Annotated in this window: 15 protein-coding genes and 1 pseudogene; 9 read left to right on the forward strand and 7 right to left on the reverse strand. The window is 73.8% G+C overall.

All coding sequences use genetic code 11. The features are described 5' to 3' along the window. Positions 1-239 precede the first annotated feature (239 nt). A complete protein-coding gene (locus J116_RS01575; RefSeq protein WP_079147845.1) occupies positions 240-1469 on the forward strand; it encodes a serine hydrolase domain-containing protein in 1230 nt (409 codons plus the stop codon). On the opposite strand, the gene J116_RS01580 is transcribed toward J116_RS01575, so the two are convergent. The 3 genes from J116_RS01580 to J116_RS01590 form a co-directional block, all read right to left on the reverse strand. Further along, positions 1448-1744: a hypothetical protein gene (locus J116_RS01580; RefSeq protein ID WP_023591116.1), complete on the reverse strand. Its 297-nt coding sequence runs from the start codon at positions 1742-1744 to the stop codon at positions 1448-1450. The two genes, J116_RS01575 and J116_RS01580, sit on opposite strands and share 22 nt — an antisense overlap. Before the next feature lie 388 nt (positions 1745-2132). Continuing rightward, positions 2133-3029, reverse strand: a complete 897-nt coding sequence (locus tag J116_RS29335) for a DUF2637 domain-containing protein (protein ID WP_023591115.1) — start codon at positions 3027-3029, stop codon at positions 2133-2135. Continuing rightward, positions 3022-3333 (reverse strand): hypothetical protein, encoded by a 312-nt coding sequence (locus J116_RS01590; protein WP_023591114.1) that lies wholly within the window; start codon positions 3331-3333, stop codon positions 3022-3024. Before J116_RS01590 ends, J116_RS29335 begins: the two co-directional genes overlap by 8 nt. Before the next feature lie 1000 nt (positions 3334-4333). Between J116_RS01590 and J116_RS01595 the strand changes: the two genes are divergently transcribed. The 5 genes from J116_RS01595 (at position 4334) to J116_RS01615 (ending at position 8834) form a co-directional block, all read left to right on the forward strand. Continuing rightward, entirely contained in the window at positions 4334-5536 is a 1203-nt protein-coding gene (locus J116_RS01595; protein WP_028964782.1) for a S1 family peptidase, read from the forward strand. Positions 5537-6147: 611 nt separating this feature from the next. After that, entirely contained in the window at positions 6148-6651 is a 504-nt protein-coding gene (locus J116_RS01600) for a hypothetical protein (RefSeq protein WP_023591112.1), read from the forward strand. Position 6652: 1 nt separating this feature from the next. Beyond that, a complete protein-coding gene (locus J116_RS01605) occupies positions 6653-7096 on the forward strand; it encodes a phage holin family protein (protein WP_023591111.1) in 444 nt (147 codons plus the stop codon). Beyond that, positions 7072-7761: a DUF3618 domain-containing protein gene (locus J116_RS01610; RefSeq protein ID WP_023591110.1), complete on the forward strand. Its 690-nt coding sequence runs from the start codon at positions 7072-7074 to the stop codon at positions 7759-7761. Before J116_RS01605 ends, J116_RS01610 begins: the two co-directional genes overlap by 25 nt. A gap of 86 nt (positions 7762-7847) precedes the next feature. Then, positions 7848-8834 carry a YihY/virulence factor BrkB family protein gene (locus J116_RS01615; protein WP_023591109.1) on the forward strand — a complete coding sequence of 329 codons (987 nt, stop codon included), beginning with the start codon at positions 7848-7850 and terminating at the stop codon, positions 8832-8834. 189 nt (positions 8835-9023) lie between these two features. Here the strand turns inward: J116_RS01615 and J116_RS01620 are convergent, their stop codons facing one another. Beyond that, positions 9024-10709 carry a cellulase family glycosylhydrolase gene (locus J116_RS01620; RefSeq protein ID WP_023591108.1) on the reverse strand — a complete coding sequence of 562 codons (1686 nt, stop codon included), beginning with the start codon at positions 10707-10709 and terminating at the stop codon, positions 9024-9026. 190 nt (positions 10710-10899) lie between these two features. On the opposite strand from J116_RS01620, the gene J116_RS01625 reads away from it, so the two are divergent. Together J116_RS01625 and J116_RS01630 are read left to right on the forward strand one after the other, a co-directional pair. Beyond that, on the forward strand, positions 10900-11499 hold the full coding sequence (locus J116_RS01625) for a PadR family transcriptional regulator (RefSeq protein WP_023591107.1): 600 nt from the start codon (positions 10900-10902) through the stop codon (positions 11497-11499). Positions 11500-11679: 180 nt separating this feature from the next. Further along, complete coding sequence (locus tag J116_RS01630; protein WP_028964780.1) at positions 11680-13401, forward strand: acyl-CoA dehydrogenase family protein; 1722 nt, start codon at positions 11680-11682, stop codon at positions 13399-13401. A gap of 61 nt (positions 13402-13462) precedes the next feature. Here the strand turns inward: J116_RS01630 and J116_RS01635 are convergent, their stop codons facing one another. Then, the gene (locus tag J116_RS01635) at positions 13463-14179 is read right to left on the reverse strand and encodes a TetR/AcrR family transcriptional regulator (protein WP_079147628.1); all 717 of its coding nucleotides are present in this window, start codon (positions 14177-14179) and stop codon (positions 13463-13465) included. Between the two features lie 209 nt (positions 14180-14388). On the opposite strand from J116_RS01635, the gene J116_RS01640 reads away from it, so the two are divergent. Further along, complete coding sequence (locus tag J116_RS01640; RefSeq protein ID WP_051204053.1) at positions 14389-15255, forward strand: alpha/beta fold hydrolase; 867 nt, start codon at positions 14389-14391, stop codon at positions 15253-15255. Between the two features lie 19 nt (positions 15256-15274). On the opposite strand, the gene J116_RS30615 is transcribed toward J116_RS01640, so the two are convergent. Next, positions 15275-15430: a hypothetical protein gene (locus J116_RS30615; RefSeq protein ID WP_023591105.1), complete on the reverse strand. Its 156-nt coding sequence runs from the start codon at positions 15428-15430 to the stop codon at positions 15275-15277. A 232-nt stretch (positions 15431-15662) separates the two neighbouring features. Then, positions 15663-16037, reverse strand: a pseudogene (locus tag J116_RS31455) (class I SAM-dependent methyltransferase); the annotation flags it as partial. Positions 16038-16159: the final 122 nt, after the last annotated feature.

Here is a 16159-nt window from a genome sequence, read left to right on the forward strand (position 1 = left end):
CCCCGACCGGCGCGGGGCGCAGGCCCCTCGCCCTCACCGTCAACACCGCCGAACCCGAGAGGACCCCTGCCGTGAAGATCCGACTGGTGCTGTGCGCGAGCGTGGCCGCGCTGAGTGTGTCCGCGGGCGCGGTGGCCGCCGCCCCCGCCGCCTTCGCTGCCGGGCAGAGAACGGCCGGGGCGGACGGCGGGGACGCGCGCCCGTCCGGCGGCCTCGATCCCGCGGCGCTGGAGTCGGCCATGGACGCCGTGCACCGCGCGGGGATCCCGGGCGTGTACGGCGAGGTGCGCGACGACGGCCGGACGTGGCACGGCGCCTCCGGGGTCGCCGACCTCAGGACCGGCCGTCCCGTCACGACCGGCATGCGGCAGCGCATCGGCAGTGTCACCAAGACGTTCACCGCCGCCGCGGTCCTCCAGCAGGTCGACCGGGGCCGGATCGAGCTGGACGCGCCGATCGCCCGCTATCTGCCGGGCCTGGTGCCGGGAGAGCGCGGCAGGAAGATCACGGTGCGGATGCTGCTCAACCACACGAGCGGCATCCCCGACTACATCACCTACGCGTTCCCGTCCCTCCTGGGGTTCCCTTCGAGTCCGGACGTCTCGGCGAGGAGCCTGGACGACAACAGGTTCCGGCAGTTCCGTCCGGCCGGGCTGATCGAGCTGGGGCTCTCGGCGCCTCCCACCGGGGAGCCCGGAGGCCCGACGGGGGTGTACTCCAACACCAACTACGAGATCCTCGGCCTGCTCCTGGAGCGCGTCACCGGCGTCGGGGCCGAGGAGTACATCACGCGCAACGTCATCGAGCGGGCCGGGCTGCGCCACACCGGCTTTCCGGACGGGCCGCGCCTCAAGGGGCCGCACTCGCGGATGTACGAGGGGCTGTGGGGGCTGATCGACCCGCCGCGCGACTACAGCGTGTACAACATGTCGTGGGTGACGATGGGGGCCGGGCTGGTGTCCACCATGGAGGACCTCAACCGGTTCTACGGCGCGTTGCTCGACGGCCGGATCGTCAGCCGGTCGTCGCTGGCGGAGATGCGGCGCACCCTCCCGGTCCGTGCCCTGGACGGCACGACGATCGAGTACGGCCTCGGTCTGCACAAGGTCGTCACCGGGTGCGGCACGTTCTGGGGCCACGACGGGACGGTTTGGGGGGCGGGGACGGTGTCCCTGACGCGGGCCGACGGCAGGCGGCAGATGTCCGTCGCGGTGAACCTGATGCGGTGGAGCGAAGTGGACTCGTCGGGGACGCCGGAACACCACCCGATCGACGACGCGCTCGAAGCGCTGTACGGGCGGGCGATGTGCGGTGACGGTGAAGCGCGGGCCGGGAAGGGCGCCGGGGATGGCGGGTCCTCGCACGGCGCGGCCGTCGTCGCGCTCCCGGCCGGCGGCCTGGCCCCGCGCCCGCCGTCCCCCGTTGACGACGCCGGCCGGGTGGGAGGTCAGCCGCCGAAGCGGAGGTAGACGGAGCGGCAGGCGCGGACGAGCTGTCCGCGCAGGCGGGTGACGGCGGACGGCTCGTGTCCGGCGCCACCCGCGCCGTCCGGGGGTGCCGCGGGCGCGGCGTGGTGGCGGGCGATGAGCTGGGCGTTGGCTTCCAGTACCTGGATCATGTGGCGGCGGCGGCGCAGTTCGGCCGCGTCGAGCCGGGACATCCCGATCCGTAGGGACGAGCCGAACGCCGACACCATCGAGCAGGCGGACGCGCCTGCCAGGAGGAGCCACAGCGTGGTGTCCACAGGGGTGTTCCTTTCGTAGTACCGCAGGGGGTGGGGCCGGCGTCCCGGTGCGCGTGCGACGGGGCTCGCGAGCGGGGACTTCGAGCCCTCCTCGCGGCGGCGGCGCGGACCGGGGCTGCCTGACGGCCGGGCCGGCCTGACGGCCGTCGGGCGGCCGGTCGGCGGGCCCGCTGCCGGGCCTTCGGCCGTGACGCCGCCGCGGGGAGGGGTGCCGGTTTCTCAGGGGTGCGGAGTGGTACGAGTGCCGGGCGTGCCGCGGCGGTGGGGGGTGCTGGAGTGCCGGGCGTGCCGGGGACTGCGGGTGGTGCCGGTGGTGGGTCTGCGGGTTCTGGCGGTTCTGCGGGTGAACGGAGTGCCGGCGTACTGCCGGTTCCGCGCGTCCCGCGGGTCAGAGGACGCGCTTGCCGGGGGGCGACTGCCGGGGCAGGTGGGCCCCGAGGGGCTGGGCGGCCGTACGGCCGGGGCGGGCGCCGGGGCGCAGGACGCGGCGGCCGCGTGTGGGCCTGCGGGGCGGCCTGGTCAGCGTGATGAGGCGGACCAGCTGGTGGAAGCAGGCGAGGGACGCCACGGTCGGCAGGGCGGCCGCGGCCGTGTCGGTGAGCGTACGGGGGGCCTGGGCGACGCAGAGGAGCATCGCGGTGAAGGAGAACAGCAGGACGACGACCCACGAGTGGACGGCGCGTCGCTGGTGGACGGCTGCCCGCAGGATGGACAGGGAGGCCACGAGCCACGGCCCGTAGACGAGCAGCGGCCACCAGTTGACGACGTCGGCGGAGGTGCGGGGCTCGGCGATGTGGCGGAGCGGGTCGTAGGCGATGATGCCGCCGAAGACGCTCACCATGGAGACGAGGACGGCGGCGACGGCGGCGATGGAGTAGCTGACCGTCGGCACCCAGCTGATGCTGCCCCGGCGGGTCTTGCGATGACCGGGGCCCGCGGTACGGCGGACCGGGGGCAGATCGGCGGTGATCTGCGTGAGGCCCGCGAGGCGGTCGTGGTCGCGCGGGTAGTCGGTGTCGTGCGGGTAGTGGGTGTCGTCCGGCGGGTGGACCACCGGCGGAGGGGGGTTGCGTTCGGCCGCGATGGCGTCCTGGAGGAGGGAGGCCAGTTCCTCCGCCGGGTCCCAGGAGGAGTCCAGAAGGCCGCCCGGACCGCCGTACCCGGCGAGGTCGCCCGGCGGGACGGTCGGCCCCTCGGACGGCAGCGGGGCCCACGGCTGGGTGCCGGTGCGGTCGTGGAAGCCGTAGGGGGTGCCGTAGGACTCCCCGGCGCCGAAGTCACGCATGCTCGTGCAGTCCCGCCCGCTTCCCGGCCGCCGCGGCCGCTCTGCCGGGTGACAGATCGGCGTTCTTCCACGAGCACGAGAAATCGCGCTCGATTCGCTCCATCGTGGTGACGAATTCCTCGAGAACGGGAGCGGACCAGGTGAGGGGGATCGCTTCGTCCGTGTTCCAGAGTTTCCCGTTCACGCCCCCGGAAAGGGTGGACGCGGGAAGGAAGACGAAGGCGCCCATGGCCACGGAACTGTGCGCCCAGCCGGGAACTCTGGCGCGACCGGAGGTGTAGCTGTCGGTGAGCGTTGCTGCCATATCCCGCCTAACGCAACCCTCATCGCCTGGATGCGCGGCATCCGGGTGACGGCGGCACTCCATTCGTGTGAACCACTGGCGTTTTATCAGTTCTGCACCACGGGGACACGCCAACCCGACTCCGACAACCCCCGGCAAATCGCCCACCGTTGGTCGTTGATCATATCCTTCGCGAGGAATTCGGCGGCGGCTTCCGCGCGGCGCGGCGCCTCCCGGCCCGCCGTCGGTGCGCGCCCGCCGCCCGGCGTGCGCCCGGGGGCGGTCGCGGCACGGGCCGGTGACGCGTGCGGGACACCCGGCACCACGGTCACGGTCCGCGACGACAACGCTGGGCACGGTGGCCGGTACGCGTGGCGGCCGGTACGCACGGGCCGCGCCACACCGGACGATCGCCGCCCCGCCCGGACGATCGCCCCGGCCGGACCGCGCGTCCGCACCTCGACCAACTGCCGGCGCCTCGTCGGCCCTTGGGCCTGAGGTCCCGCGCGCACCACCCTTGACGCCGCGAGCCGCTCCCGCTGGAATCATGGGCAAATTTAAGCCCTGATCGCGCTCGCGGAGATCGACGCGGGCGGCTCCGGAGGCGCTGCCGCCGCACCTCACCGACGAGCACGGCGCGCGGCGGGTGTACGTCGCGGAGGACGGCTCCGCCGCCCGGACACGGTCGCCCCTACGGCGCCGCCCGGGACGGGGAGCACACCCGGCACCTGGAGAAACACCTGACGGCCCGCGCCGGTTCGGGCTGGTACGCGTGGGCCACGCGACGCGGCGGGGCACCGGGAAGGCGATTCGGGCACGGCAGGCGGAGATCCGCGCGCAGCGCGAGGCGGCCGCCGGGGACGGCGGCCGGGACGGGTGAGCGATGGGTCCCAGCCAAGCGCCGCCATTGGCATGGACCTGCCATTCACAAGTCTGTACGCTCTGCCCTGCACCGTTTGAGAGCGCTCTCAAACGGCTGCCCACACCCGATCCCTGTTAGCGATGACGGAAGGGAACCCCCGTGAGACGTACGACGTTCGTGGGCACCGCGCTCACCTCCGCGCTGCTCCTCGCCACGGCGGCCCTCGGCCTCTCCCCCGCCTCCGCCGCCTCCCCCACCCCTTCGGACTCCTCCGTCTCCGCGTCCTCCCCGGCCGACGGGCGGGGCGCCGCTGCCGCGCGTGCCGGCGAAGCCCTCTCCCCCGGCCTGCTCACCGCCATGCGCCGCGACCTCGGTCTGACGGAGGCCCAGGCCGCCGACCGCCTCCGGGCGGAGACGGCCGCACGCGGCGTCGAGGGGCCGGCGCGGCGGGCCGCGGGCTCCGCCTACGGGGGTTCGTGGTTCGAGGCCGACTCGGGCCGGCTCACCGTCGCGGTGACGGACTCCGCCAGGCGGGCCGCCGTCGAGGCGACCGGCGCCGACGCCGTGGTGGTACGCCACACGGCACAGCAGCTCGACACCGCCAAGGCCCGCATCGACCGCCTCAAGGCCCCGGCGGGCGTGGCGAGCTGGCACGTGGACCCGGAGGCGAACACGGTCGCCGTCAACGTCGTCGCCACGCACCGGGACGACGCGGCCGTGCGGGCCTTCCTGACGCACGCCCGCCAGGCGGGTCCCGTGACCGTGCGGACGACGGGCGACGTGCCCCGTACCTTCGCCGCGGGAACGGTCGGCGGGGACCCGTACTACACGGGCAACGTCCGCTGCTCCATAGGCTTCTCGGTGCACGGCGGCTTCGTCACCGCGGGCCACTGCGGCGGGCAGGGCGCGGCCGTGTACGGCTGGGACCGCAGCTACATCGGCACGTTCCAGGGCTCGTCGTTCCCGGAGAACGACTACGCGTGGGTGAGTGTCGGCAGCGGCTGGTGGACCGTGCCGGTCGTCCTGGGCTGGGGCACCGTCCCCGACCAGCTGGTGCGCGGCTCGGCCGAGGCGCCCATCGGCGCGTCCGTGTGCCGCTCCGGGTCCACGACCCGCTGGCACTGCGGTGTCGTCCTCACCAAGAACGAGACCGTCAACTACAGCCAGGGCCCGGTGCGCCAGATGACGAAGACCAGCGTGTGCGCCGAGCCGGGCGACTCCGGCGGCTCGTTCATCAGCGGTGACCAGGCCCAGGGCGTCACCTCGGGCGGCTGGGGCAACTGCTCCGGCGGCGGCCAGACCTGGCACCAGCCGGTCAACGAGATCCTCAACCGCTACGGCCTCCGCCTCCACACGGCCTGACGGCCCCACCCCGCCGCCCGTGCCCCCGCCACGGCTCACGACGGGGGCACGGTACGGACCCGGGCGGTACGGCTCAGCGCCCGGCGGCCGGGGGGTGGCTCCCGTGGTACCACTCGGAGTCCGGCGGCGAGGTACGGCTCCCGTGGTACGGCTCCGCGCCGGCGGGCGCCGAGGGGCACCGGGGCGGGCCGGGCACGGGGCTCCTGGGGCGCGGGTGCGGCACCCCTCGGTCCGGGCCCGGCCGCCTCGCAGTCCCTCGGCCGAGGCACGCCCCCGGGCACCGTTGAACCGTCACCGGTCGCCCGGCCGCCCCGTACACCGGCGCCCCGCCCGCGCCTGGCAGACCCACGGACCGTCGCCCCGGCTTCCGCTCCCCTTCCCGCCCATCCGGCCGGGGCGGGGACCGGAAGCCGGGGCGACCGCTGTTTTGCACCGGCGCTCGGTGGTACCCGCGAGCCGACACGCAATCCGGCGGGTCCCGGCTCCGCGGGGGCCCGCAGCCGAAGGAGGAGTGGCTTATGACTGATGCCGGTCGGGTTCGGCAATCGGGCGAGGTGGCGAAGGAACAGGCCTCGGCCACGGCCTCTCGCGCCGGTCAGGCGGGCCGCGAAGTGGCCGGGAGCGCCGCCGAGCAGGCGAAGGCGGTGGCCGGCGAGGCCCGCCAGCAGGTGGGCAGCGCCGTCCGGGACCTCCGCGGCCGTGTACGCGAGGAGGGCCAGGGCCAGACGGAACGGCTCGCCGGGACCGTACGGCAGTGGGCGGACGACCTGGAGAGCATGGCGAGCAACGCGCCGGGTGACTCCCCGGCACGCGGCGTCGTCGCCCAGGTCGCGGACGGCGGCCGTCGCGCCGCCGACTACCTGGACCAGCACGGCGTGGACGGCCTGATGGGCGACCTTCAGGACTTCGCGCGCAGGCGGCCGGGCGCCTTCCTCGGCGGAGCGGTACTGGCGGGCCTCGTGGCCGGGCGGCTGATGAAGGCCGGCAAGGCGGTCCAGTCCGGCGACGGTGACGCGCGCCGGTCGGCCCCGGACACCGGCGAGGCGGCCCTGCCGCCGGGCACGCCACCGCGCACGGAACTGCCGGAGTACCCGGAATACCCGCGGGTGGTGTGACATGGCGACCTTGTACTCGCGGACCCGCGGCGGGGCGCACACCCCGCCGTCGGAGGAGGTCCGGTCGGCTGACCGCTCGGCCGGTGAGCTGCTGGCCGCCGTGACGGCGGACGTGCAGCACCTGCTCCGGCAGGAGGTCCGGCTGGCGAAGGCAGAGATCCAGGAGGAGGCCACGAAGGCGGGCAAGGCCGCCGGGATGTACGGCGGCGCGGGCTTCGCCGGGTACATGGTGGCCCTCTTCCTGTCGCTGGCGGCCGTGTTCGGTCTCGCCAACGTGATGGACGCCGGCTGGGCCGCGCTCATCGTCACCGCCGTGTGGGCGGTGGTCGCGGCCGTGCTCTTCATGCTCGGCCGGTCCCGTATGCGGGAGGTGTCGCCGAAGCCGGAGCGGACGATCGAGACGCTGAAGGAGGACGCACAGTGGGCACGTCACCCGACCAAGTGAGGGCCGACATCGAAGCGACCCGTGACAGGCTGTCGCAGAACGTGGACCGGCTGGCCGACCGGACCAGTCCGAAGCGGATGGTGCGCAGGCGGACGGACCGGGCGCGCTCGGCGGCGTCGGGCCTGCGGGCCCGGGTCATGGGCGTCGCCTCGGACACGGGCAGCGCGGCCGCCGACCGTACGCGCCACGCGGCGCACTCCGCGCAGGAGAGCGCCGGGCAGGTCGGCGAGGCCGTGAAGCAGGCCCCCGAGCAGGCGATGCGGCAGACGCAGGGCAATCCGCTGGCGGCCGGTGTGATCGCGTTCGGCGCGGGCATGCTCGCCGCGTCCCTGTTGCCCGAGTCGAAGTCGGAGCAGCAGGCGGTGAGCCGTATCTCCGACCGGGCCGGCGAGATGATCGAGCCGGTCAAGGCCGCGGCCGTGGAGTCGGCGCAGCGGCTGAAGGAGGACGCCACGCAGACGGCCCGGGAGACCGCCACGCAGGTCAAGGACACCGCGGCGGACGCCGCCCGCACCACTGGGGAGCAGGCCCGTGACCAGGCCACGCACCTCAAGGAGCAGGCGCGCGACTCCGGTCAGCACGTCGCGGGCGAGGTGCGCGGGTCCGGTTCCGGGTCCGGGTCCGGCGGCACGCCGGGTTCCGGGCAGGACCGCGGCACGCCCTGACCGATGCCGCCGGGCCGGCCCCGATTCCGGGTCGGCCCGGCGGCATCCCGTACGGCAGCCCTACGGCGTACCGCGAGGAGGCACTCATGGACCGGAACGCGCACACGCCCCATGACCGCCCCGCACGCGAAGGCGACGGCCCCGGGGCGCCGCGGGAACCGGCGCGGGGGCCCGCGCAGCTGCCGGGCCGCTCCTACGGGTCCGTGCTGAAGCGCACCCTCAAGGAGTTCAAGGACGACAACCTCACCGACTGGGCGGCCGCGCTCACCTACTACGGGGTGCTGGCGATCTTCCCCGCCATGCTGGCCCTGCTGTCGGTCCTCGGCCTGATGGGAACGTCCACGATCCGGCCGCTCATCGACAACCTGGGGACACTGGCGCCCGGCGCCGCCCGCGATGTGATCACCAGCGTGCTGGAGCAGCTGGAGGGCAGCCAGGGGAAGGCCGGGCTCGCGCTGGCCGTCGGTCTGGCCGTCGCGCTGTGGTCGGCGTCCGGGTACGTGGCGGCGTTCATGCGGGCGTCCAACGCCGTGTACGACATCGGCGAGGGCCGACCGGTGTGGAAGACGCTTCCCGTACGGCTGGCCGTGACGCTCGTCGTGGTGGTCCTGCTGGCGCTGATCGCCGTCGGTGTGGTGTTCACCGGTAGCCTGGCCCGCCGCACCGGGGAGATCCTGGGTGTCGGCGACACGGCGATCACCGTGTGGAACATCGCCAAGTGGCCCGTGATGGTGATCCTGTTCAGTTTGATCATCGCCCTGCTGTACTGGGCCGCCCCGAACGTCCGGCGAAGCTTCCGCTGGGTGCTCCCGGGCGGGCTGCTGGCCATGCTGATCTGGATGGCCGCCTCGGCCCTGTTCGCCCTGTACGTGGCGAACTTCTCCAGCTACGACAAGACGTACGGCAGCCTGGCCGCCGTGATCGTGTTCCTGATCTGGCTGTGGATCTCCAACATCGCGATCCTGCTCGGCCTGGAGTTCAACGCGGAGCTGGAGCGCCAGCGGGCCATCGCCGACGGCCACCCGCCCACGGCCGAGCCGTACGTCGAACCGCGGGACACCCGCAAGCTCTGACCTGCGCGTTCACGGTCGGCATCCGCCTGGTGGACGGGGTGGACGGCCATGGCATCGGCTGCCGGAACGACGACTTCGGGGCGATGCCGCTGAGGTCCGGCGTGGTCGGGAAGGCGGGACCGGGTGACGGGCGCGTGGCCGGGGGCGATGCCTCCGGCCACGCGCTTGCCTGTCGGCCGTCGGGCGGGGTCAGCCGATGGCGCAGGGCGCGCCGTTGACGGTGAACGCCGTCGGCGCGGTGTTGGTGGTGCCCTTGCCGCCGGTGAACCCGAGGGTGACCGAGCCGCCCGCGGGGACGGTGGCGGTGTAGGGCGCCGGGGAGACGCTCACCGCGGTGCCGCTCTGGGTCGCGGAGCCGCCCCACATGTGGGTGATGGTCTGGCCGTCGCGGAAGGTGAAGCCGAGCGTCCAGCCGCCGAGGGCGGCGGTGCCGGTGTTGCGGAGGGTCATCTCGCCCTGGAAGCCGCCGGGCCATTCGTTGACGACGCGGTACGCGACCGAGCACGCCGTCCCAGGGGTGCCGCCGCCCTCGTCGGTGGTGACGGTCACGGTGGCGGACCGGGGCGAGCGGTTCCCGGCGGCGTCACGGGCGTACACGGCGAAGGTGTACGTCGTGCCGGCCGTGAGCCCGGTCAGGGTGGCCGTGGGGGTGGTGGAGGCGGCCACCCGGGTCTCCGTGTCGCCGGTGACGCGGACGACCTCGTACCCGGTGACGCCCACGTCGTCCGTGGCGGCGGGCCAGGTGAGCGTGGCGGACGCGGCCGTCACGGCCGAGGCGACCGGGGTGCCGGGCGCGGTGGGTGGCCGGGTGTCGCCGGGGGCTCCCCCGTCGAACACGGTGGCCTCGCGGGAGGTCTCGCCGATGCCGTGGACGCCGTGGAAGATCCGCTCCCCCCAGCCGCTGAGCCGGTCGGGGTCGAACCCGATCGCCAGGTCGAGGACGGGGTCGGTGTTGCCGCTCCACGACCAGGCCAGGTACCCGAGGCGGAGCCGTTCGGCGGCGGCCAGCATCGTGTCCTCGTCCGGGTCGCCCCACTGGTCGGGCGGCCCGCCGAACTCCCCGATGACCAGCGGCAGCCCGGCGTCGACGAACGCCTCCAGGTAGTCGTTGATCTCCGCGGCGGTGTCGAAGACGCTGTACATGTGGATCGAGAACAGCAGGTTCCCGGTCGGGTCCGCCTCGTACACGGACCGGGCGTTGGCGCGCATGACGCCCTGCCAGTCCTGGCCCCAGTTGGGCGCGTCGATCATGAGGGTGTGGCGGAGTCCGGCGGCGCGCAGCTTCTTGATGGCGGCGGTCGTCGGGGCGGTCCACCCGGCGGGGTCGGTGTTGCCCCAGGGCTCGTTGCCGATGTTGACGATGACGTAGTCCTCCTGGCCCGCGAGGACGTCCTGGAGGCTGATCCAGTAGTCGGCGGCCTGGTCGAGGGTGCCGGCCGCGGGCTCCTCGCCGTACCCGGTCGTGTCGTGCACCTCCAGGACGCAGATGAGCCGGTTGGCCTTGCACCGGTCGATGACGGCGGCCACGTCGGCGGGGCTGTTGCGGGTCCAGCGGTGGCCGTTGGAGAGGACGACGCGGACGGTGTTGGCGCCGAGCGCCTTGATGTCGGCCAGCGACCGCGTCTGCCCCGGGTACCAGGTGTGGGCGTGGTTGACGCCGCGCATGACGAAGTCGTTGCCGTTGCCCTCCAGCAGGCGGCCGTCTTGGACGTGCAGTCCGGTGACGGCGGCGCCCGGCGGCTGCCCGGTACCGTCGGGTGGGGCGGCCTGGGCGGCGGCCGGACTGCCTGCGACGGCGAGGACGAGCAGCCCGACGAGGGCGGCGAGCAGTCCGCGCAGGGACCAGCCGGGTGGGGCGGTTCGTGCGGTTCTCATGACGGCTCCATGGGGGTCGGGGAGACCAACAGTGAGTGGGAGCGCTCCCACTACATCGACATGTCACGTACGCGTCAACACTTCGCGCAGCAGTCGCCGTGAAAAGCCCGCCCGGCCCGCCGCGTGAGCCGTGTCTCACCGGCCCGTTCCGGGCTTGTCTATGCAACTAGTTGCATAGCAGGATCGCCACATGGCGCTCGAGCACGCGATCCTCGTCTCCCTCCTGGAGAAGCCCGGCTCCGGTTATGAACTGGCCCGGCGGTTCGAGCGGTCCATCGGCTACTTCTGGACCGCCACCCACCAGCAGATCTACCGCGTCCTCAAGCGCATGGAGGCCGACGGCTGGGTCGACGCGCGGGGCGTGCCGCAGAAGACGCGCCCGGACAAGAAGGAGTACTCGGTCGCCGCCGCGGGCCGCGAGGCGCTCTCGCGGTGGCTGCACGACCCGATCGAGCCGGAGAGCGTCCGCCACGACCTGGCCGTCAAGATCCGGGGCGCGGCGTTCCACGACCCGGCCGCGCTGATCCAGGAGGTCGAGCGGCACCAGCGGATGCACCGGGACCGGCTCGCCCACTACCTGGCGGGCGAGCACCGCGACTTCGGCGCCCCCGCCGACGTACCCGGCCCGCCGGACCCCGGACGGGAGCTCCAGCACGCGGTGCTCCGGGGCGGGATCGCGTACGAACGGATGATGATCGACTGGCTGGACGACGTGCTGGCCACCCTCCACCGACTGGCCCCCGCCCCCGACCGCACCGGCCGGCCCCCGTCCTCCGGCCGCGCCGGCTGATCCCGCGTCCCGACCGCACCGGCCGGCCACCCGCCGACCGTGCCGCCCGGCCGCCCCCGAGCCGAGCGCGCCGTGCTCGCGCCCCCTGGTGCGGAAGAAGGCCGCCGAGCCCCTCCGCACCACCGACCTCCCCGTACACCTCAGGACACCCCGTCCCCCAACCGGAAAGGCGAAACCGGCATGGCCGACTCCCTGCTGTTCAACCCGCGCACCTACGACCCGGCGCACTTCGACCCCGAGACGCGACGACTGCTGCGCGCGACCGTCGAGTGGTTCGAGGAGCGGGGCAAGCGCAGGCTGATCGAGGACTACCGGTCGCGCGCCTGGCTGGCGGACTTCCTCGCGTTCGCGGCGAAGGAGGGGCTGTTCGCGACCTTCCTCACCCCCGCCGCCGACGCCGACGGCCACGCCGACAAGCGCTGGGACACGGCCCGGATCGCCGCGCTCAACGAGATCTTCGGCTTCTACGGCCTCGACTACTGGTACGCGTGGCAGGTCACCATCCTGGGCCTCGGTCCGGTCTGGCAGAGCGACAACGCCGCCGCCCGCGCCCGCGCCGCCGAACTGCTCGACCAGGGTGAGGTGTTCGCCTTCGGCCTCTCCGAGAAGACCCACGGCGCGGACATCTACTCGACGGACATGCTGCTGGAGCCCGACGGCGAGGGCGGCTTCCGCGCCACCGGCTCCAAGTACTACATCGGCAACGGCAACGCCGCCGGGCTCGTCTCGGTCTTCGGCCGCCGCACCGATGTCGAGGGCCCCGACGGGTACGTCTTCTTCGCCGCCGACAGCCGCCACCCGGCGTACCACCTGGTGAAGAACGTCGTCGACTCCTCGAAGTACGTCAGCGAGTTCCGCCTCGACGGCTACCCGGTGCGCGCCGAGGACGTCCTGCACACGGGCCGCGCCGCGTTCGACGCCGCGCTCAACACGGTCAACGTCGGCAAGTTCAACCTGTGCACCGCGTCCATCGGCATCTGCGAGCACGCGATGTACGAGGCCGTCACGCACGCGCACAACCGCGTCCTGTACGGCCGTCCCGTCACCGCGTTCCCGCACGTGCGGCGCGAGCTGACCGACGCGTACGTCCGCCTGGTCGGCATGAAGCTGTTCAGCGACCGCGCCGTGGACTACTTCCGCTCCGCCGGTCCCGACGACCGCCGGTACCTCCTGTTCAACCCGATGACGAAGATGAAGGTCACCACCGAGGGCGAGAAGGTCATCGACCTCATGTGGGACGTGATCGCCGCCAAGGGCTTCGAGAAGGACACCTACTTCGCGCAGGCGGCCGTGGAGATCCGCAGCCTGCCGAAGCTGGAGGGCACGGTCCACGTCAACCTGGCGCTGATCCTGAAGTTCATGCGCAACCACCTGCTGGCCCCCGCCGATTACGCGCCCGTGCCGACCCGGCTCGACGCAGCCGACGACGACTTCCTGTTCCGCCAGGGGCCCGCGCGCGGTCTGGGCGCGATCCGCTTCCACGACTGGCGGCCCGCGTTCGACGCCTACGCGCACCTGCCGAACATCGGCCGCTTCCGGGAGCAGGCGGACGCCCTGTGCGCGTTCGTCACGACGGCCGCCCCGGACGAGGAGCAGAGCCGTGACCTGGACCTGCTGCTCGCGGTGGGCCAGCTCTTCGCGCTGGTGGTGCACGCGCAGCTGATCCTGGAGCAGGCGGCCCTGAAGGGGCTCGACGAGGACGTGCTGGACGAGCTGTTCGCGGTCCTCGTACGGGACTTCTCCGGGTACGCCGTGGAGCTGCACGGCAAGGACTCGGCCACGGAGGCGCAGCAGCGCTGGGCACTGGACGCGGTGCGCCGCCCGGTCGTGGACACGGCCCGCTCGGAGCGCGTGTGGGAGCGCGTCGAGGCGCTGTCCGGGGCGTACGAGATGGCGCAGTAGGCCCGGAGCAGCCCGGCAGGGGCGGGGGCGGGCCGGGCGCGTCGCGGCGCGGGCCCGCCCCTCAGCTCGCCGCCGGTTCCGGCGCTGCCGCCGGTTCCGCCTGCTCCTTCCGCACCGCGGGTCCGGCCCGCTCCGCCCGTTCCTCCGGTCCGGCCCGTTCCGCCTGCTCCGCCTGGTCCGGCGGGAAGATCCGGTCCAGGTGGTGGCGCAGGACCTCGGTGGCGGACCCCGGGGTGCGCTGGCCGACGAGGACGCTGGTGCCCAGCCCCGCCGACAGGGCGAGCAGGCCGACCGCCTCCAGCCGGGCGTCCAGGTCCGGCGGGGTGAGGCCGGCTTCCCGGGCGCGGTCGAGGAGCGCGGCCACGGCGTCCTCGGCGGCGTCCGGATCGGTGAGGAACGGCTGGGCGGCGAGCGCCGGTTCGGTGACGGCGAGCACCGCGTACGAGGTGTGGACGAGGTGGAAGGTGCGGCTCTCCTCGTCGGTGGGCAGGGCCGCCATCAGGATCGCCTCGACCGTGGCGCGCGGGCCCGGATCGTCGCCCTCGGCGGCGACACGGGTGGCGACGCGCTGCCCGAACCGCTCGGCCAGCCGCTGGAGGCCGTGCAGCAGCAGCTTCTCCTTGGTCTCGAAGTAGTACTGCACCAGCCGCAGCGACACCCCGGCTTCGGCGGCCACGTCGCGCATGCCGACGGCGTGCAGTCCCCGGCGCCCCGCGACGCGGAGCAGCGCCTCGGCGATCGCGGTGCGCCGTTCCGCGTGATCGACGCGTTTGGGCATCGGTGTCCGCCTTTCGTCCCTCGTCCGCTCGTCCACGGTCCTGTCCGGCAGCCTTGATGGTACATCCGTATCATCATGATGGTACGGTCGTATCACGAACAGGCGATGCCTCCGGAGGTACCACCGTGCCCGACCCCAGGACCCGCGACAGTCACGACGAGCCTGACCGCACCCCCGCCCGCGACCCCCGCCGGGACGTCGGGCGCTATGTGAACGACGAGCTGCGCGAGCGCTACCTCGCCGCGTGCGACGCCGTGTACGCGCTCGGGGCGCCGGCCGTCGCGGAGACCGACGTGGAGACGAGCTTCGGGACGACGCACGTCTACCGGTACGGCCCCGGCGACCCGGCCGGCGCGGACCGCACGCCCGTCGTCCTGGTCCACGGAGCGGGCAGCTGCTCCGCGATGTGGTACCCGAACACGCCCGCGCTCTCCGCCGAACGCGTGGTGTACGCGATCGACACCCCCGGCGACCCCGGCCGCAGCGTCCAGCGCGAGCCGCTGCACCGGCCGGAGGACGCCGCCCGGTGGCTGGACGAGACGCTCGACGGGCTCGGCCTCGGCCGGGTGCACCTGGCCGGCTCCTCGTACGGCGGGTGGCTGGCCCTCAACCAGGCGCACCGCGCGCCGGGCCGCCTCGCCTCGGTCACCCTGCTGGACCCGGGCGGGCTGGAGAGGGTGGGGCTGCGGTTCTTCGTATGGATCTTCGTCAGCCTCTTCGCGACGTTCGCGCCGAGGGCGCTGCGGCCACGCCTCGCGGCGTGGCTGGAGCAGCCGGTGCTGGTGGTGCCGGAGCTGCGGGCGATGATCCGGCTGGGGGTGCGCGCGTACCGCGTCCGGCGCCCGGCGCCGCTGCCGCTGACCGACGAGGAGCTGTCCACCGTACGCGTCCCGCTCTATCTGGTGCTCGGCAGGCGGAGCCTGCTGGTCCACCCCGACCGGCAGGTGGAGCGGGTGCCGCGGCTGGTCCCGGGCGCCCGGGCGGAGATCGTCGCCGACACGGGCCACGGCCCGCAGATCGACCACGCGGACGAGGTCAACCGCCGGATGCTGGCCTTCATGGCCGCGAACGACTGAGCCCGCGCCGCACCGGCCTTCAGGGGACGGCGAACACGGCCACGTCGTAGCGTTCGGCCACCGGGACGGGGCCCGTCGCCTCCTCGCGGCGGGCGTCCTCCTCCAGGCGGCGCAGGCCCTGCCGGAACTCGGCGGGGGTGAGCCGGGTGAACTTGGACTGGGGGCGTTCCGCCATGCGGGCGTGGTATCCGCGTAGGCCCGGGGTGACCGGGCGGGCGAAGGAGAGGACCTCCCGGACGGTGAACCCGGCGGCCCTGAAGTCCTAGCACCTCGGCCTCCGAGGGGAATCTCGTGGCGTCCTGTTCGCGCAGGCGCGGCAAGTAGTCGTAGACGAGCGCGTCCAGCCGCTCTCGGAACGTCGTGCGGATGACGGCCACACCCTCGGGGCGCAGCACGCGGGCCAGTTCGCGGGCCACGCGGACCCGGTCCGGCAGATGGTGGATCACGCGGGACAGCAGCGCCAGGTCGAACAGGCCGTGGCGCGCGGGCAGGGCCTCGGCGGCGCCCAGCAGATAGCGGACGGCGTGATGCGCGTTGACCCGCCGGGCCTGGGCGGGCATCGCGGCGGACGCGTCGATCCCGACGACGCTCGCCCCGTCCAGCCGACGGGCCACGGCCGCGCAGAACATGCCGGTGCCCGCGCCGACCTCCACGACGGCGGGAGCCGGGCGGGGCGCGAAGGACCCGATCAGCCGCGTCCAGTCGCGCAGCGACTCCTCGGGCATCTCGTCGCCGCCCTCGTAGACACCGGCCAGCCGCTCGTCGTCGTAGACCCGTTCCATACCGCCCGATGCTCGCCGCCGCGCCCTCCGGCGGGCAAGACGGCCTCGGTCGCCCGGCCCGGCTCGTGAGGCACGTGAGGCAGTGAGGCACCCGATCGCATGAGATAGCCACCGCCTGGCGG

The organism is Streptomyces thermolilacinus SPC6 (assembly GCF_000478605.2).
Lineage (GTDB): Bacteria > Actinomycetota > Actinomycetes > Streptomycetales > Streptomycetaceae > Streptomyces > Streptomyces thermolilacinus.

Bases quoted from the DNA above. Each gene is read 5' to 3' on its own strand.
- J116_RS01575 (WP_079147845.1), top strand. From the start codon at position 240: ATGGACGCCGTGCACCGCGCGGGGATCCCGGGCGTGTACGGCGAGGTG.
- J116_RS29335 (WP_023591115.1), bottom strand. From the start codon at position 3,029: ATGCGTGACTTCGGCGCCGGGGAGTCCTACGGCACCCCCTACGGCTTC.
- J116_RS01590 (WP_023591114.1), bottom strand. From the start codon at position 3,333: ATGGCAGCAACGCTCACCGACAGCTACACCTCCGGTCGCGCCAGAGTT.
- J116_RS01605 (WP_023591111.1), top strand. From the start codon at position 6,653: ATGGCGACCTTGTACTCGCGGACCCGCGGCGGGGCGCACACCCCGCCG.
- J116_RS01615 (WP_023591109.1), top strand. From the start codon at position 7,848: ATGGACCGGAACGCGCACACGCCCCATGACCGCCCCGCACGCGAAGGC.
- J116_RS01620 (WP_023591108.1), bottom strand. From the start codon at position 10,709: ATGAGAACCGCACGAACCGCCCCACCCGGCTGGTCCCTGCGCGGACTG.
- J116_RS01625 (WP_023591107.1), top strand. From the start codon at position 10,900: ATGGCGCTCGAGCACGCGATCCTCGTCTCCCTCCTGGAGAAGCCCGGC.
- J116_RS01630 (WP_028964780.1), top strand. From the start codon at position 11,680: ATGGCCGACTCCCTGCTGTTCAACCCGCGCACCTACGACCCGGCGCAC.
- J116_RS01635 (WP_079147628.1), bottom strand. From the start codon at position 14,179: ATGCCCAAACGCGTCGATCACGCGGAACGGCGCACCGCGATCGCCGAG.
- J116_RS30615 (WP_023591105.1), bottom strand. From the start codon at position 15,430: ATGGCGGAACGCCCCCAGTCCAAGTTCACCCGGCTCACCCCCGCCGAG.